Annotated in this window: 22 protein-coding genes and 1 pseudogene; 12 read left to right on the top strand and 11 right to left on the bottom strand. The window is 72.1% G+C overall.

All coding sequences use genetic code 11. From position 1 onward, the window contains the following. Window positions 1-19 precede the first annotated feature (19 nt). From MFF58_RS09415 to MFF58_RS09385, 7 genes are all read left to right on the top strand, one after another. Window positions 20-742 (top strand): RNA-binding protein, encoded by a 723-nt coding sequence (locus MFF58_RS09415; protein ID WP_238286843.1) that lies wholly within the window; start codon window positions 20-22, stop codon window positions 740-742. A 76-nt stretch (window positions 743-818) separates the two neighbouring features. After that, window positions 819-3755 (top strand): translation initiation factor IF-2, encoded by a 2937-nt coding sequence (infB, locus tag MFF58_RS09410; RefSeq protein WP_238286842.1) that lies wholly within the window; start codon window positions 819-821, stop codon window positions 3753-3755. A 103-nt stretch (window positions 3756-3858) separates the two neighbouring features. Then, entirely contained in the window at window positions 3859-4287 is a 429-nt protein-coding gene (rbfA, locus tag MFF58_RS09405) for a 30S ribosome-binding factor RbfA (RefSeq protein WP_238286841.1), read from the top strand. Window positions 4288-4340: 53 nt separating this feature from the next. Continuing rightward, window positions 4341-5393 carry a tRNA pseudouridine(55) synthase TruB gene (truB, locus tag MFF58_RS09400; protein ID WP_238286840.1) on the top strand — a complete coding sequence of 351 codons (1053 nt, stop codon included), beginning with the start codon at window positions 4341-4343 and terminating at the stop codon, window positions 5391-5393. Window positions 5394-5546: 153 nt separating this feature from the next. Then, entirely contained in the window at window positions 5547-6941 is a 1395-nt protein-coding gene (locus MFF58_RS09395) for a dihydrolipoyl dehydrogenase (RefSeq protein WP_238286839.1), read from the top strand. 76 nt (window positions 6942-7017) lie between these two features. Further along, window positions 7018-9633: a histidine kinase dimerization/phosphoacceptor domain -containing protein gene (locus MFF58_RS09390; protein WP_238286838.1), complete on the top strand. Its 2616-nt coding sequence runs from the start codon at window positions 7018-7020 to the stop codon at window positions 9631-9633. Beyond that, complete coding sequence (locus MFF58_RS09385) at window positions 9630-10229, top strand: biliverdin-producing heme oxygenase (protein ID WP_238286837.1); 600 nt, start codon at window positions 9630-9632, stop codon at window positions 10227-10229. The genes MFF58_RS09390 and MFF58_RS09385 overlap by 4 nt, the downstream gene beginning before the upstream one ends. A gap of 199 nt (window positions 10230-10428) precedes the next feature. Here MFF58_RS09385 and MFF58_RS32460 read toward each other — a convergent pair whose 3' ends face one another. The 9 genes from MFF58_RS32460 to MFF58_RS09340 all read right to left on the bottom strand — a co-directional run bounded on the left by MFF58_RS32460 (window position 10429) and on the right by MFF58_RS09340 (window position 18364). Then, on the bottom strand, window positions 10429-10677 hold the full coding sequence (locus MFF58_RS32460; protein WP_308445428.1) for a hypothetical protein: 249 nt from the start codon (window positions 10675-10677) through the stop codon (window positions 10429-10431). Between the two features lie 90 nt (window positions 10678-10767). Continuing rightward, on the bottom strand, window positions 10768-11430 hold the full coding sequence (gmk, locus tag MFF58_RS09375) for a guanylate kinase (RefSeq protein WP_238286835.1): 663 nt from the start codon (window positions 11428-11430) through the stop codon (window positions 10768-10770). A gap of 49 nt (window positions 11431-11479) precedes the next feature. Then, entirely contained in the window at window positions 11480-12355 is an 876-nt protein-coding gene (locus tag MFF58_RS09370) for a YicC/YloC family endoribonuclease (RefSeq protein WP_238286834.1), read from the bottom strand. A 128-nt stretch (window positions 12356-12483) separates the two neighbouring features. Continuing rightward, window positions 12484-12912 (bottom strand): VOC family protein, encoded by a 429-nt coding sequence (locus MFF58_RS09365; RefSeq protein ID WP_238286833.1) that lies wholly within the window; start codon window positions 12910-12912, stop codon window positions 12484-12486. Between the two features lie 330 nt (window positions 12913-13242). Next, window positions 13243-14643 carry an endolytic transglycosylase MltG gene (mltG, locus tag MFF58_RS09360; RefSeq protein ID WP_238286832.1) on the bottom strand — a complete coding sequence of 467 codons (1401 nt, stop codon included), beginning with the start codon at window positions 14641-14643 and terminating at the stop codon, window positions 13243-13245. Between the two features lie 150 nt (window positions 14644-14793). Further along, complete coding sequence (gene mutM / locus MFF58_RS09355; protein WP_238286831.1) at window positions 14794-15684, bottom strand: bifunctional DNA-formamidopyrimidine glycosylase/DNA-(apurinic or apyrimidinic site) lyase; 891 nt, start codon at window positions 15682-15684, stop codon at window positions 14794-14796. A 134-nt stretch (window positions 15685-15818) separates the two neighbouring features. After that, window positions 15819-16454: a Smr/MutS family protein gene (locus MFF58_RS09350; protein WP_238286830.1), complete on the bottom strand. Its 636-nt coding sequence runs from the start codon at window positions 16452-16454 to the stop codon at window positions 15819-15821. After that, the gene (mltA, locus tag MFF58_RS09345) at window positions 16451-17632 is read right to left on the bottom strand and encodes a murein transglycosylase A (RefSeq protein WP_373323305.1); all 1182 of its coding nucleotides are present in this window, start codon (window positions 17630-17632) and stop codon (window positions 16451-16453) included. The genes MFF58_RS09350 and mltA overlap by 4 nt, the downstream gene beginning before the upstream one ends. Before the next feature lie 18 nt (window positions 17633-17650). After that, window positions 17651-18364: a Tim44/TimA family putative adaptor protein gene (locus MFF58_RS09340; protein ID WP_238286829.1), complete on the bottom strand. Its 714-nt coding sequence runs from the start codon at window positions 18362-18364 to the stop codon at window positions 17651-17653. A gap of 332 nt (window positions 18365-18696) precedes the next feature. Here MFF58_RS09340 and secB point away from each other — a divergent pair, with 332 nt between their 5' ends. Next, window positions 18697-19197: a protein-export chaperone SecB gene (gene secB / locus MFF58_RS09335; RefSeq protein ID WP_238286828.1), complete on the top strand. Its 501-nt coding sequence runs from the start codon at window positions 18697-18699 to the stop codon at window positions 19195-19197. A gap of 19 nt (window positions 19198-19216) precedes the next feature. On the opposite strand, the gene MFF58_RS09330 is transcribed toward secB, so the two are convergent. After that, window positions 19217-20095, bottom strand: a complete 879-nt coding sequence (locus tag MFF58_RS09330) for a LysR family transcriptional regulator (RefSeq protein WP_238286827.1) — start codon at window positions 20093-20095, stop codon at window positions 19217-19219. Here MFF58_RS09330 and MFF58_RS32555 point away from each other — a divergent pair. From MFF58_RS32555 to MFF58_RS09315, 4 genes and pseudogenes are all read left to right on the top strand, one after another. Beyond that, window positions 19980-20246, top strand: a pseudogene (locus MFF58_RS32555) (hypothetical protein); the annotation flags it as partial. The gene MFF58_RS09330 and the pseudogene MFF58_RS32555 overlap by 116 nt on opposite strands. Then, complete coding sequence (locus tag MFF58_RS09325) at window positions 20134-20745, top strand: DUF4865 family protein (protein WP_283206430.1); 612 nt, start codon at window positions 20134-20136, stop codon at window positions 20743-20745. The pseudogene MFF58_RS32555 and the gene MFF58_RS09325, both read left to right, overlap by 113 nt. 21 nt (window positions 20746-20766) lie before the next feature. Next, the gene (locus MFF58_RS09320) at window positions 20767-21159 is read left to right on the top strand and encodes a tautomerase family protein (protein ID WP_238286825.1); all 393 of its coding nucleotides are present in this window, start codon (window positions 20767-20769) and stop codon (window positions 21157-21159) included. A 125-nt stretch (window positions 21160-21284) separates the two neighbouring features. Then, window positions 21285-22517 carry an MFS transporter gene (locus MFF58_RS09315; RefSeq protein ID WP_238286824.1) on the top strand — a complete coding sequence of 411 codons (1233 nt, stop codon included), beginning with the start codon at window positions 21285-21287 and terminating at the stop codon, window positions 22515-22517. A gap of 115 nt (window positions 22518-22632) precedes the next feature. Here the strand turns inward: MFF58_RS09315 and MFF58_RS09310 are convergent, their stop codons facing one another. Beyond that, window positions 22633-23508 carry an RNA polymerase factor sigma-32 gene (locus MFF58_RS09310; protein WP_238286822.1) on the bottom strand — a complete coding sequence of 292 codons (876 nt, stop codon included), beginning with the start codon at window positions 23506-23508 and terminating at the stop codon, window positions 22633-22635. Window positions 23509-23736 lie beyond the last annotated feature (228 nt).

Genomic DNA, 23736 nt, shown 5'->3' with positions numbered 1-23736 from the left:
GGGAGCGCGCGGAGGCGCCATGGTCGCGGCCGACACGACCCTGCCCGAAGAGGGCCCGGAGGCCCCGGGGCTCGATGCCGGCCCCGGCCGCCGCGCGCCTGAGCGGACCTGCATCGTCACGCGCGTCACGCAGGCGCCGGACGGGATGATCCGCTTCGTGCGCGGGCCGGACGGCAGCGTCGTGCCGGACCTGCGCGCCAAGCTGCCGGGTCGCGGAGCCTGGGTCAGCGCCCGCCGGGACGTCGTCGCCCTGGCGGTGCGCAAGAACCTGTTCTCGCGGGCGTTCAAGGGGCCGACCCCGGCCGCGCCGGATCTTCCGGACAGGATCGTCGCGGCCCTGCGCGACGACCTGCGACAGGCCATCGCGCTCGCCAACAAGGCCGGCTGCATCGTTGCGGGCTTCTCGAAGGTGGAGGCCGCCATCGGCGGCCACCCCGGGGCGATCGCGGTGATTCACGCCTCGGAGGCCAGTCCGGACGGCCGGCGGAAGATCGCGTCGGCCTTGCACCGGCGTCACGGTGAGGCCATGTCAAGGATCCCGATCATCGATGACCTGTCCGAAGACGAATTGGACATGGCCTTGGGTCGGGGTCATGTGATACACGCTGCGCTCGTCGCAGGAGCCGGAGCCGCCGGCTGCCTGTCGCGTTGGCGTCGGCTACGCTCCTTCGAGAGCGCTGCTGCGGCGACCGAGGAGCCCGATCTAGCCCGAATCGGCCGGATCGACCAAGCCTCACGTTGACGACGCAGGATGGATTTGGCCGGCGCCACCGGGCGTCGGTTCACGGGACGATGGAAACCCTCAGGGTTCAGGCTGAATGAGCGATACGAACAACCCGGGCGACAAGACTCTGAACAGGACTTCCCCGAAGCCGCTGTCCCTCAAGCGGCCGATCGAGGCGGGCACCGTGCGTCAGAGCTTCTCCCATGGCCGCTCCAAGCAGGTCGTGGTTGAGACGGTGAAGCGCCGCGTCATCGGCGCGGCACCGGCCGCCCCAGCCCGCGAGCCTGCGCCCGCCCCGCGTCCGGCCCAGGCCGCGCCCGCGGCGGCGGCCCCACGTCCGGCCCAGCGGCCGGCCTCGGGCGTCGTCCTGCGCACGCTGAGCGAGCAGGAGAGCGCCGCCCGCGCCGCCGCCCTCGCCGATGCGCAGCGCCGCGAGGCGGAGGCCCGCCGCAAGGCCGAGGCCGAAGCCGAGGCGCGCCGCCAGGAGGAAGAAGCCCGGGCTCGCCGCGAGCGCGAGGCCGCTGAGGCTCGCCGTCGCGAGGAGGAAGAGCGCAAGGCTGCCGCTGCGGCCGCCGCTGCGGAAGCGGCCGAGGCCGCCAAGGCCGCGGCGGCTGCCGCTGCCGCTCCCGCCCCGGCTGCTCCGACAGCCCCGGCGCCCGCCGAAGCTGCCGCCGCTGAGCCGGCGCGCCTGGCCCAGGCGCCTGCACAAACCGCAGCCGCGCCGGCTCGTTCGGCGGCGGCAGCCCGTCCGGCCGCTCCGGCCCGCCAGCCCGCCGAGGCCCCGCGTCCGGCCGCCGCGCGTGCCGCGCCCGCCGCGGCGCCTGCCGCCCCGCGTCCGCCGCTGACGCCGCGGCCCTCGACGGGCGAGCCGCGCAAGACCATCACGGCCGACTCGCGCAAGCCCCGCGACCTCAACTTCATGGCCCGTCCCGCTCCGGCGCCCGAGCCGGAGAAGAGCGCCACGCCGGCGACCGCCGCGCGTCCCGCCGGTGCGGCCGCAGCCCGTCCCGCGCCCGGGCGCGGCGCCCAGACCAACGACGACGAGTCCGAGACCAAGCGCGTGATCCGGCGGCCCGGCATGCCGCTCAAGATCATCACGCCGCCCAAGACGCCGAAGTCGCCGGGCGGCGACCGGAACCGCGGCCGTCTGACCATCGCGACCGCGACGTCGGGTGAGGACGAGCGCACGCGCTCCGTCGCCTCGTTCCGCCGCCGCCAGCAGCGGATGAGCGGGCGTGGGCACGTCGAACAGAAAGAGAAGCTGTCCCGCGAGGTGACGATCCCCGAGACGATCACCATCCAGGAGCTCGCCAACCGCATGTCGGAGCGGGCCGTGGACGTGATCCGCATGCTGATGAAGCAGGGCCAGATCCACAAGATCACCGACGTGATCGATTCGGACACCGCCCAGCTCATCGCCGAGGAACTCGGCCACACGGTGCGGCGCGTCGCCGAGTCGGACGTCGAGGAAGGTCTGTCGTCCGACGAGCCGGATCTGGAGGAGGATCTCGATCCCCGTCCGCCGGTGGTCACGATCATGGGTCACGTCGATCACGGCAAGACCTCGCTGCTCGACGCGATCCGCAAGGCAAACGTCGTCGAGGGCGAGGCCGGTGGCATCACCCAGCACATCGGCGCCTATCAGGTCGCGGCCCCGTCCGGCGACATGGTCACCTTCATCGACACCCCGGGCCACGCGGCGTTCACGTCCATGCGTGCCCGTGGCGCCAAGGTCACCGACATCGTGGTGATCGTGGTCGCGGCCGATGACGGCGTCATGCCCCAGACCATCGAGGCCATCCAGCACGCCAAGGCGGCAGGCGTCCCGATGATCATCGCGGTCAACAAGATCGACAAGCCGGATGCGAAGCCGGAGCGGGTCCGCACGGAGCTGCTCCAGCACGACATCCAGGTCGAGTCGATGGGCGGTGAGACCCTGGAATTCGAGGTCTCGGCGAAGACCGGTGCCGGCCTGTCGGAACTGCTGGACGGCATCCAGATCCAGGCCGAGATCATGAACCTGCGCGCCAACGAGAAGCGCGACGGCGAAGGCACGGTGATCGAGGCCCAGCTCGACCGCGGGCGTGGCCCGGTGGCGACGGTCCTGGTCCAGCGCGGCACCCTCTTCACCGGCGACATCGTCGTGGCGGGCGCCGAGTGGGGCCGCGTGCGCGCCCTGATCGACGATCTCGGCGAGAACGTGCAGTACGCGGGCCCGTCGGTTCCTGTCGAGGTTCTCGGCTTCAACGGCACGCCCGACGCCGGCGACCGCGTGATCGTGGTGCCCAACGAGGCCCGCGCCCGCGAGGTCACAGAGTACCGTGCCCGTCAGAAGCGCGAGCGCCTCGCCGCGCGGACCGGCGGTGCGAACCGCTCGCTCGTCGACATGATGCGCGACCTGAAGGAGGGCGCCGGCCGCAAGGAACTGCCGGTCCTCATCAAGGGCGACGTGCAGGGCTCGGTCGAGGCGATCTCCGGCGCCCTGGAGAAGCTCGGCAACGACGAGGTCGCGGCCCGCATCCTCCTGTCGGGTGTCGGCGGCATCACCGAGTCGGACGTCACCCTGGCTCAGGCCTCGAAGGCGGTGGTGATCGGCTTCAACGTGCGTGCCCACAAGGAGGCCCGCGAGGCCGCCGAGCGGGCCGGGATCGACATCCGCTACTACAACATCATCTACGACCTCGTGGACGACATCAAAGCCACGCTGTCGGGGATGCTGCCGCCGACCCTGCGGGAGGAGCGCCTCGGCGAGGCCACCATCCAGGAGGTCTTCGAGGTCTCGAAGGTCGGCAAGGTCGCGGGTTGCCGCGTCACCGACGGTATCGTGGAGCGTGGCGCCCATGTTCGCCTCATCCGCGACAGCGTGGTGATCCACGAGGGCAAGCTGAAGACCCTCAAGCGCTTCAAGGACGACGCGAAGGAAGTCACCTCCGGCCAGGAGTGCGGCATGGCCTTCGAGAACTTCGAGAACATGCGCGCGGGCGACGTGATCGAGTGCTACCGGGTCGAGGAGATCCGCCGCACGCTCTGATCGTCCGGACCTGTCCGGACAGGGCGGCCGCGGCACCCGCCGCGGCCGTCCTTTGTTTTTTCAGACGTGAGCCGGCCGCCCCCTGGGCGCCCGCCGAGACAGAATGGCCCAGAAACCAACCCCCACCGGCCCCTCGCAGCGTCAGCAGCGCGTGGCCGAACTCATCCGCCACGCCCTCGCCGAGGTGCTCCAGCGCGGCGACATCCAGGATCCGGTGCTCGGCACGCATGTCGTGACCGTGCCGGAGGTGCGGATGTCGCCGGACCTGAAGCTCGCCACCGCCTACGTGATGCCCCTCGGCGGCCTTGACGAGGCGCCGGTGATCGCCGCCCTGGAGCGTCACCGGAAGGTGCTGCGCCAGGAGGTGGCGCGGCGCGTGAACCTGAAATTCGCGCCGGAGCTACGCTTCCGGCGCGACGAGACCTTCGACGAGGCGGCGCGCATCGACAGGCTGCTGCGGGACGAGCGCGTGCAGCGCGATCTCGATCACGGCCGGGATGACGACGAACCGGAGACCGGACCGGGGCATTGATCCCGACCACCAAACGAAAAGGGACGGGGCGCAGCTCCGGGGGACGCGAGGACATGACGGTTTCCACCGAAGACCAGCCGCAGGGTGAGCGCCCGGCCTTGACCTCGACCGTGGGTTTAACGGTGGGCCCGAACGCCGAGCGCCGGGACCCGGAAGGACGACGCCCGCAGCGCGGGCCGCGGCCCGACCGGCCCAAGCGCCGCGACGTCTCGGGCTGGGTCATCCTAGACAAGCATGTCGGCATGACCTCGACTCACGCGGTCGCGGTGGTGAAGCGTGCCTTCAACGCCAAGAAGGCCGGTCACGCCGGCACCCTGGATCCGCTGGCTTCCGGCATCCTGCCGATCGCGCTGGGCGAGGCGACCAAGACGGTCCCCTTCGTCATGGACGGCCGCAAAGCCTACCGGTTCACGGTCCAGTGGGGCGTTGAGACCGACACCGACGATGCCGAGGGACGCGCCGTCGCCAACAGTGACGCCCGCCCGGACCGCGCGGCGGTTGAGGCGGCGCTGCCGGCCTTCGTGGGAGCGATCGAGCAGGTGCCCCCGCGCTACTCGGCCATCAAGATTCAGGGTGAGCGCGCCTACGACCTCGCCCGTGAGGGTGAGGTGGTGGAACTCGTCGCCCGGCCGGTGCAGATCGATCGCCTCGCCGTGGTGGAGCACGACGGCGAGCGCACCGTCCTCGAGGCGGAGTGCGGCAAGGGCACCTACGTGCGCGCCCTCGCCCGCGACCTCGGCCGCATGCTCGGCTGCTACGGCCACGTCGCGGCCCTGCGCCGCACCCGTGTCGGCCCCTTCTCGGAAGCCGAGGCCTGCGCGGTCGGCACCCTCACGGATGACAGCCCCGAGGCCGCTCTCGCTCACCTGCGCCCGGTGGAGACAGCCCTCGACGCGATCCCGGAGGTGGCGGTCTCCCGCGACCTCGGTCTGCGCCTGATGCGCGGCCAACCCGTAATCCTGCGGGGCCGCGACGCCCCCGTGGAGGGCAAGGCCTTCGCCACCTGCGCCGGCATCCTGGTCGCCGTGGGCGACGTCGAGCGCGGCGAACTGGTGCCCCACAGGGTGTTCCACCTCGGCGGCACCGCCCCGAACCGCAGCGCCTGACCCCAGCGCCGGACCGCGGCGCCGTGCGCGGCCCCGGGCGTGGCCGGCCGCGCATCGGGCCGGGCATCCTGGCCTCCACCTGAGGCGCGTCGGCGCAGGCGGAACGAACCTGGGCCGTGGAACTTTGGCCCGGGCGGGTGATCCGGGTCGACGATGCGCGAGCTTGACTACGATGTGGCGGTGATCGGCGCCGGAACGGCCGGCATCGCCGCGTATCGCGCGGCGGCTGACGCCGGTGTCCGTGCCGTGCTGATCGAGCGCGGCCCCGGCGGTACCACCTGCGCCCGGGTGGGCTGCATGCCCTCCAAGCTTCTGATCGCGGCGGGCGCGGCCGCCCACGCGGCGCGCAGCACCGACCTGTTCGGCATCCGGGTATCGGGCGTGGCGGTGGATGGCCGCGCCGTCCTCTCGCGTCTGCGCGCCGAGCGCGACCGGTTCGTCGGCGGCGTGCGGGATGGGCTGGACGTGCTGCCCGGCGACGATCGGATCGCCGGCAGCGCCCGGTTCCGGGACGGGCGCAGCCTCGCCATCGACGATCACACGTGCGTCCGCTTCCGCGCCGCCGTCATCGCCACCGGATCGAGCCCGATCGTGCCCGGGCCGCTGCGCGAGCTCGGCGACCGGTGCCTGACCACCGACACCCTGTTCGAGATCGCGGATCTGCCGGATTCCCTCGTGGTCCTCGGGGCCGGTGCGGTCGGCATCGAGATCGCGCAGGCGATGGCCCGGCTCGGCGTCGCCGTCACGGTGATCGACGCGGGCGACACCGTCGCGGGCCTCGCCGACCCCGATCTGGCGCGCCAGGCAGCCGCGATCTTCGGCGCGGAGCTCGATCTGCATCTCGGCGCGGAGGTCCACGCCGCTGCGCCGGACGGCGACGGCGTGCGTCTCCATTGGACCGGGCGCGACGGGCGCGAGCAGGTCACGCGGGCGTCGCGGGTCCTGGCCGCCACGGGGCGGTCGCCGAACCTGGGGGCGCTGGACCTGGAGGCGGCCGGCCTGCGTCCCGGCGCGGATGGAATCCCGGATTTCGACCGTCGCGCCCTCGTCTGCGGTGGGGCGCCGATCCTGATCGCGGGGGATGCTGATGCTTGGCGTCCCGTGCTGCACGAGGCAAGCCGCCAGGGTTCGATCGCCGGCACGAACGCCGCCGCACTGGCCGCCGGACGCGCCGTGGCGGCGGCCGCGCCGTGGACGAGCCTCGCGATGGTGTTCACGCATCCTCAGGCCGCGCGGGTGGGCGAGCCCTACGATCCGGCTGCCGGAGGCCGCGTCGTGGGAGCGGTGGACTTCTCCGATCAGGGCCGCGCCCGGGTCGACGGGCTGAATCACGGCGGCATGCGGATCTGGGCCGATCGAACCGGGCGGCTGCTCGGCGGCGAGATGCTCGGTCCCGCCGTGGAGCACCTCGCGCACCTCCTCACCTACGCGATCGGCGACGGGCGCACCGCGCAGGACGTACGAGACCGGCCGATCTACCATCCGACGGTGGAGGAGGGGTTTCGGAGCGTCATGACGGAGATCCTGCACGGCACAACGGGACACTGAACGTGTTGCAAAGACAGCCATTGCGCTCGATCCATCTCAGCGCCATACCGCTCCCGATGAGCCGGTTTCTCACCTGATGCCGTCGAACCCGGCCCGCGAACACGGCGTCGATCTCGACGCCCTTGCCCCCGATGAACTCGACAGCCTGGACCAGGGCGTGATCGGGCTGGATTCGGCCGGCACGGTCGTGGTGTTCAGCGAGGGCGCCAGCACGATTTCCGGCTTGTCGCGGGAAGCGGTGCTCGGGCGCGATTATTTCCGCGACGTGATGCCGGGCACGAACGTCCCGGGCTTCCGCGGCCGTTTCCTGGCGGGAGCCCGCCGCGGCACCCTCGACCAGAGCTTCGACCACGTCTTCGGCCGCCTGCCGCAGCCGCTGCGGGCCCGGGTGCGCATGCGCCGCGGTCACGTCACGGGTGTGCGCCCGGTGACGTGGCTGACGATCGACCCGCTGGAAAGCCTCGGAGCCGGTCTGCCGCGCGAGGCCGTGATGGCGGCGATCGGCCAGCGGGTCCGCGCCGAGCCGGTGGATGCCAGCCTCTGCGAGCGCGAGCCGATCCACATCCCGGGATCGATCCAGCCGAATGCCGTGATGCTGGCGGCCGATGCCGCGACGCTGCTGGTCCTCGCCTACTCGGCCAACATCTCGGAGATCGTCGACCCGGTCGAGCCGCCGCTGGCGGGTCGGCCCCTGGCCGACGTGCTGCCGTCCGACTTCGTCGCGGCGATCCGGACCCGCCTGGCGGGCGGGGGGCTGGAAGATGGCCGCTCGCTTCGGCGGCGCCTGACGCTCCCGTGCTCCAGCACGCCCTACCACGCCGTCGCCCATGCCCATGCCGGGCGCCTGATCGTCGAGCTGGAACTGGAGCCGGATTCCGCGGACGACTTCGCGACCGCGAGTCAGATCGACACCGAACTGGCCGTCGGGCGCCTGCGCGAGGCCGGGACTTTGGCGGACGCCGCCCGGATCGCCGCGCTGGAGATCCGGGCGCTGACCGGCTTCGAGGCGGTGCTGGTCTACCGCTTCGACACCGACTGGAACGGCGAGGCGGTGGCCGAGGACAAGGCCCCGGATTGGTCCCGCAGCCTGCTGGGCCTGCGCTTCCCCGCATCCGACATCCCCGCCCAGGCGCGCGCCCTCTACACCAAGGCCAAGAGCCGCTTCGTGATCGACCGCGACAGCGTGCCGGTCGGGCTGGTGGCGGCGCCGGGAGCCGGCAACGGCCCGATCGACCTGACCTTCGCCCAGCACCGGACGCTCTCGCCGATCCACCTTGAGTACCAGCGCAACCTCGGCGTGAACGGCTCGATGTCGATCTCGATCATGGTCGAGGGCCGGCTCTGGGGCCTTATGATCGGGCACCATCGCCGGCCGCACTACGTCGCGCCGGAAACCCGCTCCGCCGCGACGGTGCTCACCGACGCCTTCGCCATGCGGGTGCAGGAGATCGAGTCCCGCCGGCTCTGGGCTGAGCGGCAGGCGCATCTCGACGTGGAGGGACGGCTCGTGCGCGGGCTGACCCGCTCCGACGACTTCGTGGCGGCCCTGACGGGCGGCGGGACGACGCTGCTCGACCTGTTCAGCGCCACCGGGGCCGGCATCGTCTCGGGCGAGCGGGTCACGCTGATCGGCCGGACGCCCCCGCCCGAGATAGTGACGGCGATCACCGGCTGGTTGCGGACGCGCGTGGGGGAGGGTGAAACCGGCTACAGCAGCAACAGCTTCACCACCGAGTACCTGGAGGCGGCTCCCTATCGCGAGATCGCCAGCGGCCTGCTGGCGGCTTTCCTGGACGAATCGCGGGAGAACCTGCTCCTCTGGTTCCGCCCCGAAGTGCCCAGCACGGTCACCTGGGGCGGCGACCCGCGCAAGCCCGTGCTGGCGGGCAGCGGCCCGGTAGCGGTCCTGCCCCGGCGCTCGTTCGAGCGCTGGATCGAGGAGCGCACCGGCTTCGCCAACCCCTGGGCGGATTGGCAGCTCCAGCTCGCCGGCTCCCTGGCGGAGGCGGTGGAGGGCGTCGTGCTGCGCCAACGCCGCAAGATCGACGAGCTGACCAGCCTCCTCGCCGAGAAGGAGCGCCTGCTCGAACAGAAGGATCTGCTGACCCGGGAGATCGACCACCGGGTCAAGAACTCGCTGCAGATCGTCTCGGCCTTCCTGCAGATGCAGCGGCGCCAGATCGCCGACGGCGAGGCACGGCAGGCTTTCGCCGACACCTCCGCACGGGTGATGAGCGTCGCGCGCGTGCACGACAGCCTGTACCAGGCCGACCGCGTCGACGAGGTCGATCTCGGCCAGACCATCGAGAATCTGTGCAACGATCTCGCGGGCCTCGCAGGCGATGGCCATGCCGTCGATCTCACCGCTGAGCCCGGCCTGATGGTGCCCTACCGAAAGGCGGTGGCGCTCTCGCTGATCGCCACGGAACTCGTCACCAACGCCTTCAAGTACGCGGCGAACCCGACGGGCGGCGGACGGGTGGAGGTCAGCGTCTCGGCGTCCGGTCCCGGTGAGGTGCAACTGCGGGTCTGCGACGACGGCGCCGGTCTGCCCGCCGACTGGGCCGACGCCCGGGCCCGCAGCAAGGGATCGGGCCTCGGCATGAAGCTGATCCGGGCGATGCTCGACCAGATCAACGCCCGGCTCGACGTCGCCAACAATCCCGGCGCCTGCTTCACGATCACCGCGTGAGCCGAGATCCCGCGCACAGCCGCGACAGCGTGCATGCACGCCTGCGCGCGGCGACCGATCCGGCCCATCGCGCCCTGGAGGACAGCCTCGACTGGCGGGGCCGGGTCGCGACGCTGCCCGGCTACCGGGACCTGCTGGCGCGGCTCTACGGCTTCCACGCGATCTGGGAGCCGGCGATCGGGGCCGAACTCGGCGACGAGCCGTTCCTGGCGCCGCGCCGTCGCCTCGCCCGGGTCGCGGCCGACCTCGACCATCTCGGCCTCGCCCGGGGTGCGGTTGCGGCGCTGCCGCGGCCGGCCGCGCCGCGCCTCGACGGCCCCGCCGCGGCGACGGGCGCGCTCTACGTCTTGGAGGGCTCGACGCTGGGGGGGGCGCTGATCGGCCGTCACATCGCCGGCTTGCACGGCTTCACGGGCGACGGGCTTGCCTATTACCGGGCGCACGGCGCCGCGGCAGGCGCGATGTGGGCCGCCTTCCGGGCGCGCCTCGAAACCTTCGGGACCGATCCCGCCGCGGAGGCGTCCCTCACCGCAGCGGCGGCAACCACCTTCACGGCCATGCGCGCGTGGCTCTGCGCCCCGCGGGTTGCGGACTGACGAACGGGATCGGCTCAGCGCTGCGCGTCCCGCTGCGCTCGCAGAGGGACGCTCAGCCGTTCAGCCAGACGGCTCACCGGCCGCTCCGCCGGGCGCAGCAGCAAAGTCGCGATCGAAATTTCCGGGCGGAACGGGCGCAGGATCATCGGCAGCCCCGTCAGTGGCGTGCGAGACCGAGATCGCACGGGCCCGACGCGGCTCAGGACCAGATCGCGTCGGGGCTCGGCACGTGAACCGAGACCCGCAATCCGAGGCATTCGGCGTCGAAGCGAGGCAGCCGCCGTGAGGCCAGGGACGGCTGGCAGGCCACGGGCAGGCAATCCGGCCCCCGGTCCCGGATGCGGCGCGCGGCATGGCCGAGGTAATCCAGGCCCGCGAAGGTCTGCTTGACCTCGTGGGCGAAGGCCTCGCCCTCCTGGGTCGTCACCGCACTGCCGTGGCCGCGCACGAAGTGCTGGAAGCCGAGTTCCGCCTCAAGCTGCGCGATGGACCGGCCGACGTGCGGCTGCCCGGAGCCCAGCGCCGCGGCGGTCCGACCTTAGGGCGTCTCGGCCAACAGCCCGTCGACAAATTCGGCAAGTCCGGTCCGGCGGGCGCGCTTCAACCGCTCGGCGGCCAGGATTCCCTGGAGGGACCTGAAGGCGTTCTGCAGGTCGTCGTTGACGATGACGTAATCGTACTCGACCCAGCGCTGGATCTCCGTCCGGGCATTGGCGAGGCGCTTCTCGATCGTCTCGGTCGAGTCCTCTGCCCGGCGCTCCAGGCGCTGGCGCAGTTCGGCCATGCTGGGTGGCAGGATGAAGACCGTGACGACGTCCTGGGCGAGCTTGGAGCGCACCTGCCGGGTGCCCTGGTAGTCGATGTCGAAGATCATGTCGCGGCCGGCGCCGAGCACCTTCTCGACGGGCCGACGAGGCGTCCCGTAGAAATTGCCGTGGACCTCAGCCCATTCGAGCAGGTCGTCGCGGCTGCGCAGGTCCTCGAAAGCCTCGCGATCGATGAAGTGGTAGTGCCGCCCATCGATCTCCGAGGGGCGTCGGGCCCGGGTCGTCACCGAGATCGACAGGTCGAGCGCCCAGGCGGGATCCTGCGCGATCGCCCGGGTCAGCGTGGTCTTGCCCGCTCCGGAGGGCGAGGACAGGATCAGGATCAACCCGCGCCGCGCGATCGGTTCGGAGGTGCCCCCGGCCGGCTCGGTCATGCGCGTGGCTCCGCGGCATTTCGCATCCGTATCCTCACGTGTCGTCCCGTCATTCGATGTTCTGGACCTGCTCGCGGAACCGCTCGACCACGGCCTTGAGGTCGAGTCCGATCCGCGACAGGCTGATGTCGTTGGCCTTGGCGCAGAGCGTGTTGGCCTCGCGGCCGAATTCCTGCGCCAGGAAGTCGAGGCGGCGGCCGATCGCGCCGCCCGCCGCCATCAGTTCACGGGCGCTCGCCACGTGGGCGCGGAGCCGGTCCAGCTCCTCGCGGACATCCGCCTTGCCGGCGAGCAGCATGGCCTCCTGATGCAGGCGGTCCGGATCGAGACCGCTGCCGCCCAGGGCTTCGACGGCCGCCGTCAGACGCGCGCGCACCGCCTCGGGCCGGCGCGCCGGATTCTCGTCGGCCGCCTGGGTCAGCGCGGCGATCCGGTCGACCTGACCGGTGACGACCTGTTCCAGCTGCCGCCCTTCCGTGCGCCGGGCCTCGACGAGGTCGGCCACCAGCCGGACGACCCCTTCGGCCAGGTCGTGGGCGAGGGACTGGGTTTCGGCCGCCTCGTCCTCGACCTCGATCACGCCGCGCACGCCGAGGAGACCGTCGAGGGTTGCGGGGGCCACGCCCTCCGGCACCGGCACCCGCGCCACCGCCTGTGCGAGGCTCGCCAGCAGGGTCTCGTTGATCCGCACCCGGGCGGCCGCCTCCGGCTTGGTGAGCGTCAGCGTCAGCTGGCACTGGCCGCGGCTCAGGGTTTTCTGGAGGGCGGTGCGGGCGGTCTCGCCGAGACCGTCATAGCCGGCGGGCACGCGGGTGCGCACGTCGAGCCCGCGCCCGTTGACGCTGCGGACCTCCCAGGCCCAGTGGACCGGACCGGTGGTGCCCGCCGCACGGGCGAAGCCGGTCATGCTCGCGATCTGGGCCATGGCGACCCCTGTCCCCGTGAAGATCGGGGCCTGTAGCACGGATCCTCACCGAGGGAAGAGGCCGGTCGGCCTATGCCGTCGCGGACGGCGCGCGGCACGGCGTCGGGACGGGCGCCCGGCCCGCAGCCTCAATCGGCCGGCCGGCCCTTCATCATGGCTTCGACGTCCATCCACATCAGTTCGATCACGTGGCCGTCGAGATCCTCGATGCTCCGGCCGTACATGACATCGCCCATCTCCTGCTTCGGCCGAAGGTCGGCGCGCCCCCCGGCGGCGACCGCGCGCTCCACGCTCCCGTCGACGGCGGACCGGCTGTCCTCGGACAGGCAGATCAGCACCTCGGTGGCGGCCCGGGCATCGGCGATCGGGCGCGGCGAGAAGCCTGCGAAATGCGCGTGGCTCAGCAGCATGACCACGATCGTGTCGGAGAACACCATCGCGGCGGCCGTATCGGGTTGCGAGAAGCGGGCATCCCGGCTCGCGCCGAGAGCCGCGTAGAAGCCGGCCGAGCGCTCGACGTCGGCGACGGGCAGATTGACGAAGATCATCCTGGGCATGTGTCCCTCTCCACTCTTCCGCGGGCTGCGCAGGTTCGGTCACGCCGCTGGCGGGAAGTACGGCGCTCCTCTCCCGTGCAGGCGAGGGGCGGGGTGGGGAGCTTCGGGGGCGGGCCTCGGGGCGCGTGCGGGGCGAACCTCCGCCCGAGCGGTCACATCCCCGTCCCCCTACGGCGAGGGACGCGCTCTCCCTCCCTTAACGGGAATGCGCCGGCCTCCGCGTGCGCCCGAGCCGTGTCCGCTCTCCACGGATGGGCACCGCGAAGCCCCGGTCCGGCCGAGGTGGCCTGGAGCGACGGGGTCCCGCGTGACGAACTGGCGTGACGACCGTCAACGCCGGCCGCGCGGCGCCACGGCCGGTTCGCCGAGCGCCGGCACCGTCTTGGGCGAGCCCAGGTCGTAGCTGCGGTTCTTCAGCGGATCGAGGCGCGTGCCCTCCGACGCGTCGAAGGCGCGCGAGCCCGGCGTGCCGGCGTCGAGGGCGAAGGCGGCGTTCGTGTTGACGCCGTTGCCCGGCGCGTAGGCCGAGGCCCGTCCGGGCGTCGCCGGGTCGGGACCCGGCTCGACCTTGTCGACGGCGTCCGGCGGGGCCTGGCGGCTTTTCTCGACCGCGCGCCAGCGGGCGACGTTGCGCTGGTGCCCCTCGAGCGAGTCCGCGAAGGCGTGGCCGCCGCTGCCGTCGGCCACGAAGAAGAGGTCCTTGGTGCGCGAGGGGTTGGCCACCGCCTCCAGGGCGGCCTTGCCGGGATTGGCGATCGGGCCCGGGGGCAGGCCCTCGATCACGTAGGTGTTGTAGGGGGTCGGCCGGTCGATCTCGGAGCGCAGGATGCCGCGGCCGAGGGTGCCGCGGCCGCCCACGAGTCCGTACACGATGGTCGGGTCGGATTGCAGCTTCATCCGCTTGTTGAGGCGGTTGATGAAGACGCCGGCCACCCGCGGCCGCTCGTCGGCCCGGCCGGTCTCCTTCTCGACGATGGAGGCGAGGGTGACCATCTCGGCCGGGGTCCGCACCGGCACGTCGGCGCTGCGGCGGAGCCAGATCTGGTTCAGCACCTCGCGCTGCTTGGCCTTCATCAGGTTGACGATCTGCTGGCGGGTGGCGCCGCGCTCGAACTTGTAGGTGTCGGGCAGGAGCGAGCCCTCGGGCGGGATCTCGTTGATCTCGCCGGTGAGGACGTCGTTGTCGTTGAGGCGGCCCACGATCTGCTCGGAGGTCAGACCCTCCGGGAAGGTGACGGCGTGCTGCACCTGCCGCCCGGTGGCGATCGTGTCGAGGGTGTCGGCGATGCTCGCATGCGCCTTGAACACGTACTCGCCCGCCCGGAGCGCCGGCCGGCCGCCGAAGCGCGCGGCGAACTCGAACAGGCCGGTGTGGTCGATCACCCCCTCGCGCTTCAGGGTCTCGGCGATCTCACCGGTGCCACTGTGCGTCGGGATCACCACGACCTTGTCGGCCGCGAGCGGACCCGGCTCGCGCACCTGCCGCTGGAACAGGGTGATGCCGATCATCGCCGCGATGGCGATGACGACCGCGAAGGTCAGCGCGCCGCTGACGATGCCCACGAGGCCGCTCCGCTCGCGCTCGGGCTTCTCCGGGGGCGGGGGCGCGACAGTGGGCTTGATCGCCTCGCCGGGGGAGCGCGGCGAGAGCCGCTGCGGCAGGGCGGGCTCGTCCGTCGGGTCCTGCGCGATGCGCTCGGGCGGGGGCAGCTTGGAGCGGCGGAAGAACATCGGGATCCTGTCTGGGCCCGCGCGACCCGATACGCGTCGCGGGCCGGGATCGGCTGCCCGCAACCGGGTGCGCACGTCGAGACGGAGACCCTAGCCGGGTTTGTGGCGAAAATGCCGTCCTGCGGCGCGGCGACGCAGGGTTCGTCGCCCTCAGCCCTGGGTTTGGCAGGCCGCGCAGAAGAAGGTCGAGCGGTTCGCCTGGACGATGCGGGCGATCGACCCGCCGCAGCCCGGCCGGCTGCAGGGCAGCCCGACCCGGTCGTAGACCCGGAAGGCGTGCTGGAACGCGCCCGCGCTGCCGTCCGTGTGGGCGTAGTCGCGCAGCGTCGAGCCGCCTGCCTCCACGGCCTCCTCCAGAACCGCGACGATCGCCTTCGCGAGGGCGTTGGCCTTCGCGGTCGGACGTCCGTCGGCCTTCGCGAGGCTCCCGGCCGGGGCTTCCGGATGCAGGCGCGCCCGGTGCAGGGCTTCGCAGACGTAGATGTTGCCGAGGCCCGCGATGAGGCGCTGGTCCAGCAGGGCGGCCTTCAGGGGCGCGATCTTGTGGCGGAAGAGCTGGGCGACGACCGCGCCGGTGAGCCCGTCGAGGGGCTCGATCCCCATCCGGGCGAAGTGGCGGCAGGTGGCGAGTCCCGCGCTCGGCACGAGGTCCATGAAGCCGAAGCGGCGGGCGTCGTTGTAGGTCACGGTGGCGCCGGTGCTCATCGCCATGACGACGTGGTCGTGCTTCGGCGTACCCTGAGCCCCCTCCAGATAGAAGTCGCCGGGCGAGAGGTTGCTGCCGTCGGGCAGTGCCACGTCGAACCGGCCGCTCATGCCGAGATGCATCACCAGCGTCTCGCCCGAGTCGAGATCGGCCGTGAGGTATTTCGCCCGGCGGGCGAGGCCGGTGACGGTCCGCCCCTCCAGGCGCGCGGCGAACCGCTCCGGGAACGGGAAACGCAGGTTGGCCCGGCGGAGGGTGACCCGGCTGAACCGGGCGCCGACCATCGCGGGGGCCAAGCCCCGCCGCACCGTCTCGACCTCGGGAAGCTCCGGCATCTCTCTCGCGGCTTGCCTGCACGGCGCCCTGTGCGCCGGCTCCGGATATCGGCGGGGCGCGCCGCCATGGCAACGGTGCCGGTGTCGCGCGGTTTGCCGCGCTCGGCGCGTGGGGCCCGGCGGATCCGAAATCCCTATCGCCGCCGCAGCCGCACGTAGAGCGCGCCGCCGCCGCCATGGTGGCGTGCGGCCTCCTCGAAGCCGAGGACGATGCCGCGCAACTCCGGCCCGCGCAACCAGTGCGGGACGCTGCGGCGGAGCACCCCGCGCTCGGCGAAGGCCTCGGAATAGCCCGGCCCGCCCTTGCCCGTGACGACCAGCACGTAGGCATGGCCGGCGGCCCGCGCCCGGAGCAGGAAGCCGGTCAGCGCGGCGTGCGCCTCCACCTGCACCATCCCGTGCAGGTCGATCCGCGCCTCGATCGCCAGCCGCCCACGCCGCAGGCCGACCTTCGCGGACCGCTCCAGGCCCGGGCTCGGGGCATGGCGCTGGGGCGGCGCCTGGTAGGGCGCGGCGGTCGGCGATCGCGGCGGCTCCGGCACCGTCATCGGTGGCGACTTGGCGCGCGGTCTCTTGGTGATCGGGGGGGCGCTGGGCTTCAGGATCGGCGCCGTGAGCACCGGCATGGTGGCGGTCGGCGCCGCCGGAGCGGGCACGATCTCGGGATGCGGGGGGGCGCGGCTGGGCAGCGGCGTCACCAACTGGGCGATCGCGTCCCAGAGCCGGGCTTCGCCGGCGGTGAGGCGGCGCCCGCGGCGGGGCGGCCTCACGGCGCGTTCTCCGGGGCGGCACCGCGTTTCGGCAGGAGGACCACGAAGCCGACGGCGTCCCGCAGGTTCCCGGCCGTCACGCCCGCCTGCGCGCCGGTGCCGACGAAGAGGTCGCCCCGGGCCGGGCCGACGATGGCCGAACCCGTATCGGCCGCGACGACGAGCCGCCCGACCTCGCCGGAAGCGCCGCCGGGGATCGGGCCGGCGAGCCAGAAGGGCAGCCCGTAGCGCCACAGGGTCGCATCGATCGCGAGGCTGCAGCCGGGGCTGAGGGGCGCGTTGGCGGCTCCGGGCGGCCCGAGGGCCGGATCCGTCACTGCGGCAAGGCGGAAGAAGATGTAGGACGCGTTGGCACGGATCAGCCGCTTGGCGATCTCCGGGTGATCGCGCAGCCACCCCGTCCAGCGGGCCAGCGTCAGGCCCTCCAGGGGCAGGTGCCCCTCCTGCACGATCAGCTTCGCCACTGCGGTGTAGGGCCGCCCATTCCGACCGTCATAGAGGACACGCACGACGGTTCCGTCCGGCAGGCGGACCCGCCCGGACCCTTGCACCTGCAGGACCAGCAGATCGACGGTGTCGCGCAGCCAGAGGATCGGGCGCGCGCGCGCGCCCAGCGCCCCGTCGTCGATCGCGGCGCGGTCCGGGTAGGGCACGAACCCGTCCTCCGTAGCGCGGGCGGCGCGCAACCCCGGGTCGAGACCGGGGCGGCTCTCCCCGGGGCCGAGGGAGACGAGGTCGTCCGGCCGGGCGAGCACCGGCGTCGGGAAGTCCGGTCCCGGAGCGAGGGAGCCCGTCAACTCCGGCTCGAAGTAGCCGGTCAGGAAGCCGGGCCGCTCGGATCCGGGCAGCTCGACGCGGAAGGCCTCGAAACGCTCCCGGAAGAAGGCGGCGGCGTCCGCCACATCCCCCGCGGCGGCCGCGCAGGCTTCGGCCAGGGCGGCCGGATCGCCCGCGACGCCCGCGGCCTGAGGCAGGGCGGGGGGCGGCGCGGCGCAGACCCGGCGGAACGCATCCAGCGCAGCGACAGGCGTCCGGCCGGGAAATCCCGGAAGCGCATCGAGGGCGACAGGCGTCAGGATCGCGCCGCCGACCGCCACGGGCGTGGCGGCCGACGCGTGAGTCAGCAGAGCGAGGAGGGCGGCCGGGACGATTCCGGACAAGGCACGCGGGATCGACACGGCAAGGCTGTCACGCAGTCAGGCGCCGGCCTCGGTGGCCACGAGCTGCCAGTTCGGATCGCGCGCCCCCAGGGTTCGAGCGAAGGTCCAGACGTCCGGCACCTCGACCACCGTCTCGGCGCTGCCGTCCACGACCTTGCCCTCGGCGTTGCGGGTGGCGGTGATCAGGTTCGACAGGAAGCGCACGGTGACCTGCGCCACCCGGTTGCGCACCTCGACGGCGACGATCTCGGCCTTGTCGATGGAGACGAAGGTCGTCTCCAGGGTCTGCCGGTTACGCTCGCGCTCGACGATCGCCCGCTCGAACGCCTCGCCGACCTCCTTGGAGAGGAGCCCGCGCAGGGTCTTCCGGTCGCCCTTCGCGAACGCGATCATGATGGCCTCGTAGGCGGATTTGGCGCCTTCCAGGAAGGCCCGCGGATCGAAGCTGGGCTCCGCCTGGACGCAGGCCTCCAGCCCTCGGGACACCTCCGAGCCGGGCTCGGCGATCCCGCGCCAGTCGCGCGGCGCGGCGGCGGGTGGCGAGGCGGCCTGCACCCGGTCGGCGCCGGGCAGCCGCACGACGTTGTCCCCGTCGGTCCGGGCCTGGGGCTCGGTGCGGCTGCGGTCGACCGGCTTGAAGGGTGAGCGTTCCGCCCCCGTCTTCTGGCCGAGCACCGAGCGCAACCGCCAGATCACGAAGACGGCCAGCGCGAGGAAGATGATCGTCGTAATGTCGAAACTGTCCTGCATCACCGATCCGATGGTGGCCGCGGCGAGACCCTGTGCCCCTTGCTCAGGTCGTGCGCGGTGCGGCGCCGGCTAAGCGCGCATGGGTCCTGGCGACTCATATCCGACCAACGCGCCGGGAGCGAGCCGGTTGTACCAGTGCGGGATCCGATCCCGCTCCCGATGCGATATGGGTCGCGGGGGCCGTCACCGCCAGCGCCACGCCAGCTCGCTTGTCCAGGCTCGATGCCCGTGTTAGCGGCCCTGCAGTTTGCGCAGTTCCGCGGCGCGATCCAGCGGCTCCCGCTGAGACAACCCGCGCCGGCCATGCCGGCCGATCGAGAAGGATGATCCGCATGGCCGACTCCCCGGCAGCGAACGGTAACGGCGGCGGCATGCCGCAGGGCGATGTGCCGACGATCAACGCCCTGGCGCAGTACACGAAGGATCTCTCCTTCGAGAATCCGAACGCGCCCCGCTCCCTGCAGCCCAAGGAAGGCCAGGGACCGCAGATCAACATCCAGGTGAACGTCAACGCGGCGCAGCTCTCCGAGACCGACTTCGAGGTCGAGCTGAAGCTCGAAGGCGACGCCAAGATCCAGAACGAGGTGCTGTTCGCCTTCGAGGTGACCTATGCCGGCGTGTTCCGCCTGCTGAACATCCCGGCCGATCAGATCCATCCGGCCGTGATGATCGAGTGCCCGCGCCTGCTCTTCCCCTTCGCCCGTCAGATCGTGGCGGAGGCGGTGCGCAACGGCGGTTTCCCGCCCCTGTACATCGATCCGATCGACTTCGTCGGCCTCTACCGTCAGAAGATGGTGGAACAGCAGGGTGCGCAGGGTCCGCTCGCCTCCTGATGCGACGATCGGCGGTCGGTCAGCGACCGCCGGGACTTCGGTAGGCCGCGGTGAGCGTGCGCAGCGCCTCCGCGGCACGCCCGTCGAGGCGGCGGGCGCGCAGCACGATCCAGGTGCGGGGCAATTCGGGCAGTCCGAACGCGCCGCCGATCTCCAGGGCGCCCGGCGGCGCGGTGCTTGGCGCCAGCGCCGCGACGGCCAGCCCGGCCATGACGGCGGCCCCGACCGCCATCACGCCGCCCCCGACGAAGATTTCCGTCCAAGGCAAACCCGCAGCGTCGAGGGCGCGGGTCGCCACCCCCCGGACGTTGCAGGGACCCGCCAGCCCGGCGAGCCGCAGGGGCTCGCCCGCGCGCGGGGCGGGGAAGTCCGGCGCGGCAAACCACCCCAGGCGTTCCTCGGCCAGGACCGTTCCGCCCCGTTCCGCGGGCTCCTCGGTGCGGAGGATGACGGCGTCGAAGCCGCCCTCGCCGGGTGAATCGAAGGCTGTTGCGAGATCCCGCGAGGGCCTGATCCGCACCTCGGCGACGAGCCCTGCCTGGGCCAAGCCGAGGCGCCGCAGCAGGTCAGGCAGATCGGGCCCGGCGACGTGATCGCTGATGCCGAGGCTGAGCCGGGCCGGAGCTGCGCCCGCCACGTCGGCCAGGGCGCTGTCATGGGCCTCCAGCAGGCGCCGCGCTGCCAGCAGGAACAGCTCGCCCTCCCGGGTCACCGCCACGTGCCGCGGCGTCCGATCGAGGAGGCGCGTGCCGATCCGATCCTCCAGGCGCTTCAGACGAAGGCTGATCGCGGCCTGCGAGGTATCGAGCGCCGCGGCAGCCCGGGTGAAGCTGCCGAGATCGACCACCCGGACGAAGGCGAGGACGCCCTCGAGATCCAGGGGACGCGCGTGCACCATAATGATTCGTTATCTTAGATATCAGTGGCGATATCTCGATGATATCGTCATCGCGTGCAAGCCTGTCGGTGCGAACAGGGAGTGCACGATGCTCATCGCCCGATACTGGCACCGTCTGCCGGCCGATTATCCGATGGCCTGGATCCGCGATCGCGTCACGGCGCGCGCCCCAGCCTGGGACGGGATGCCGGGCCTCGTCTTCAAGGGCCGTCACGATCGAGGATCGGGCGCGGGGCGCCTCGGCCAACGCCTGCAGCGCGCTCTACCTGTGGCGGGACACCGGGGCGGCCGCGGATTTCCTCGGCAGCTCCGGCTTCCAAGCCGTGGTCGACAGCTTCGGCCGGCCCCGGATCGACGTCTGGCTGGCCTGGGCGGTGAGCTTCGGCACCGCTATCACGAGCCGGTTCCTAGCCGACGAGACGCGGCTCATCGCAACGGACGCGGATCTGGAGAGCCTGCGGGCGCGTGAGGTGGCCCGCGGACGTGAGATTGCCGGTCAGCGCGACGTGCTGGCATCCGCCAGCGGCCTCGATGCGGGCACTTGGCGGCTGACACGCTTTACCCTTCGGGCCGCGCCGGTCGCGGACATCTCCGCGGCCGCGATCGCCCCTCTCGCAGCCCCCGGCCTCGCGGCCGCGCGCCGTCTCTGATCCCCAGCCCGGAGGAAGACCATGCCGATAACCCGCATCTCCCTGCGCGCCGGTACGACCGACGCCTACCGCGCCGCCCTCGTCACCGGAATCTATGACGCGATGCGCGAAGCCTTTTCGGTTCCGCAGGGTGATCTGTTCACCCTCGTGCACCAGCACGAGGCGGCCGATTTCGCCTTCGACCCCGACTACCTCGGCAGCCCGCGCGGCGACGGGCTCGTGATTATCCAGATCACCGCCAACGCCACCCGGGGGACCGCGCAGAAGCGGGATCTCTACGCGGCCATCGCCCGCAACCTCGCGCGCGACCCGGGCGTGAAGCCGGGGGATGTTCTGGTCAACCTCATCGAGGTCGCCCCGGAGAACTGGTCCTTCGGGGACGGGCTGATGTCGTACGGGCCGCCGCAACCCTGAGCGCGGGACCCGCCGATCCCGGTCGGCACGGCCACCGGCCGTTGCGGCGACGCTCGCCGGCGTCTGGGCTTGACCGTTGCAGGTCCCACGTTCAGGTGCGGGGCCCGCAACGGCTCCTGGATCGCATGGCTCCCACCGCTCACCTCGCCCTGATCAACCTGTTCATCGGCGACATCCAGGGTGGCCTGGGTCCGTTTCTCGGGACGTGGCTGGCGCAGGCCGCCGGATGGAGCCCGGCCCGGATCGGCTTCGTGATCACGCTGGTCGGATTCGGGACCCTGTTCCTCAGCGGTCCCTTCGGCGCACTGGTCGACCGGTTTCCGCGCCCCCGCCTGCTCATCGCGCTCGCCTGCGGTGCGATCCTGGCCGGAACGTTGCTGCTGCTTCCGGCGCGCAGCGTCCCCGCCGTTCTGGCCGCGCAACTCCTCGCCGCGGCGGGCGGCACCCTGCTGCTTCCGGCGGTCGCCGCCCTCACCCTCGGAATCGTGGGGAAGGACGGCTTTCCCAAGCAGCAGGGTCGCAATCAGGCCTTCAACCATGTCGGCATCCTGGTCGCGGCCGGCGGTATCAGCCTGGGCACCAGCACGTTCGGACCCGCGATCGCGTTCTGGGTACTGGGCGGCATGGCGGTCGCCGCGATCGTCGCCACCCTGACCACGCCGGCCGGGGCCTGGAACCGCCGCCGCGCGGTCGGCTGGAAGGAGGACGAGGAGGACGAGCCGGCGCGCAGCGGCATCCGGCAGGTGCTGGGCAACCGCCGCCTCCTGGTGCTGACGGTGGCCCTGACCCTCTTCAACCTCGGCAACGGCGGCATGCTCTCGCTGCTCGGCCAGAAGCTCGTGGCCACGGCCGCCGATGCCACGACCTGGACAGCCCGCTACGTCATGGTGGCGCAACTCGTGATGGTGCCGGTGGCGTTGTTCGCCGGATCCCTGGCGGACCGGCGGGGGCGGCGGCAGCTCCTGATGGTCGCCTTCGCGGTGCTGCCCGTGCGGGCGCTCCTCTCCGGCCTGATCGACGATCCGGTCTGGCTCATCTCGGCCGAGGTGCTCGACGGGGTCGCCTCCGGGATCGTCGGGGTGGCGGTGCCGGTGGTCATCGCCGACCTGACCTGGGGGTCCGGGCGCACGCAGACGGCCCTCGGCAGCGTCAACGCGGTCCAGGGCGTGGGCGGCGCGCTGTCGGGCTGGTACGGCGGTCTGGCCTACGGCTTGTTCGGCTGGACCGGATCGTTCCTGGCGCTCGGCGTGCCGGCCCTCGTCGCCCTCGCCCTCGTCATCTGGCTCGACGCGACGCCCGAACCGGGCCGACGGCGGCGCCGACGGGAGCGGCAAAGCGCGGCCATTCAGGGCGCCTAGGCTTGGCCGGGATCCGGCACGGCGATCCCGGCTGCCGTCCGCGATGACGGGCAATGCGATACGACAAAGCCCGGCCGGGGGCCGGGCTCCGATCGGATAGCCGTGTCGTCGCCGATCAGCCGATATGCGGGCTGCCGGTCGCGGCCGGGAACCGGTCGGCCAGGGCGCGGCGGAGTTTCTCCAGGGCGCGGTTCTCGATCTGGCGGACCCGCTCCTTCGAGATGCCGAGGCGCTGGCCCAAAGCCTCCAGGGTCGCCTGATCCTCGGCGAGGCGCCGCTCGCGCAGGATGCGCAACTCGCGCTCGGACAGGACCGTGAGGGCCTGCTGAAGCCAGCTGAGGCGACGCTCGCCGTCCACGGTGGCGCTGACCGTCTCGTCCGGCAGGTCGGCGCCGTCCACCAGGAAGTCCATCCGCTCCGAGGAGGCATCGCTGTCCTCGCCCACCGGGGCGTTCAGCGACATGTCGGGGCCGGAGAGGCGCGCGTCCATCAGGGCGACGTCGTCGCGCGAGACGCCGATGGCGGTGGCGATGCGCCGGTGGATCTCGTCGCCGACATGCTCCTCGGTGGACTGCATCAGCCTGGCGCGCAGACGGCGCAGGTTGAAGAACAAGGCCTTCTGGGCCGAGGAGGTCCCGCCGCGCACGATCGACCAGTTGCGCAGGATGTAGTCCTGGATCGAGGCCCGGATCCACCACGTCGCGTAGGTGGAGAATCGGACATCCCGCTCCGGCTCGAAGCGGGCGGCAGCCTCCATCAGGCCGACGTGGCCTTCCTGAACGAGATCGGCCATCGGCAGGCCGTAGTGACGGAAACGCCCCGCCAGGGCGATGACGAGGCGCATATGGGCTGAGATCAGACGGTGAAGGGCGCGCTCATCGCGGGCATCCTTCCAACGGACGGCGAGGCCGCGCTCCTCCTCCCGGGCCAGGAAGGGTGCCTCCATCGCAGTCCGTATGAACTGCCGTCGAATTCCCGCGATCTCAGCCATCCCGCCTGCCTCTTGTTGTCGAGTGCTGTTGCGGCGCCGGACCTGCTGGTCCGGCGCGCAGGCGCCTCCCAGGGGTGACGCCAGGCAACCGACAACGGAAGGCAAAACGCGAAAGTTCCGCCCCGATGCCCCAGAATGCGACAACGGGCCGGCCACGATCGCGTGTGCAGTTGAGGTGACATGGGCGCAGGCGCGGTCGTGTCCAGCCCCGCGGAGGCCGGAGAGGCC

The sequence above is a fragment of the Methylobacterium longum genome (genome assembly GCF_022179385.1).
In the GTDB taxonomy this organism is placed as follows: Bacteria; Pseudomonadota; Alphaproteobacteria; order Rhizobiales; family Beijerinckiaceae; genus Methylobacterium; species Methylobacterium longum.
The sequence above is the reverse complement of the archived record's forward strand: the minus strand, read 5'-3'. Positions and strand labels throughout refer to the sequence as shown.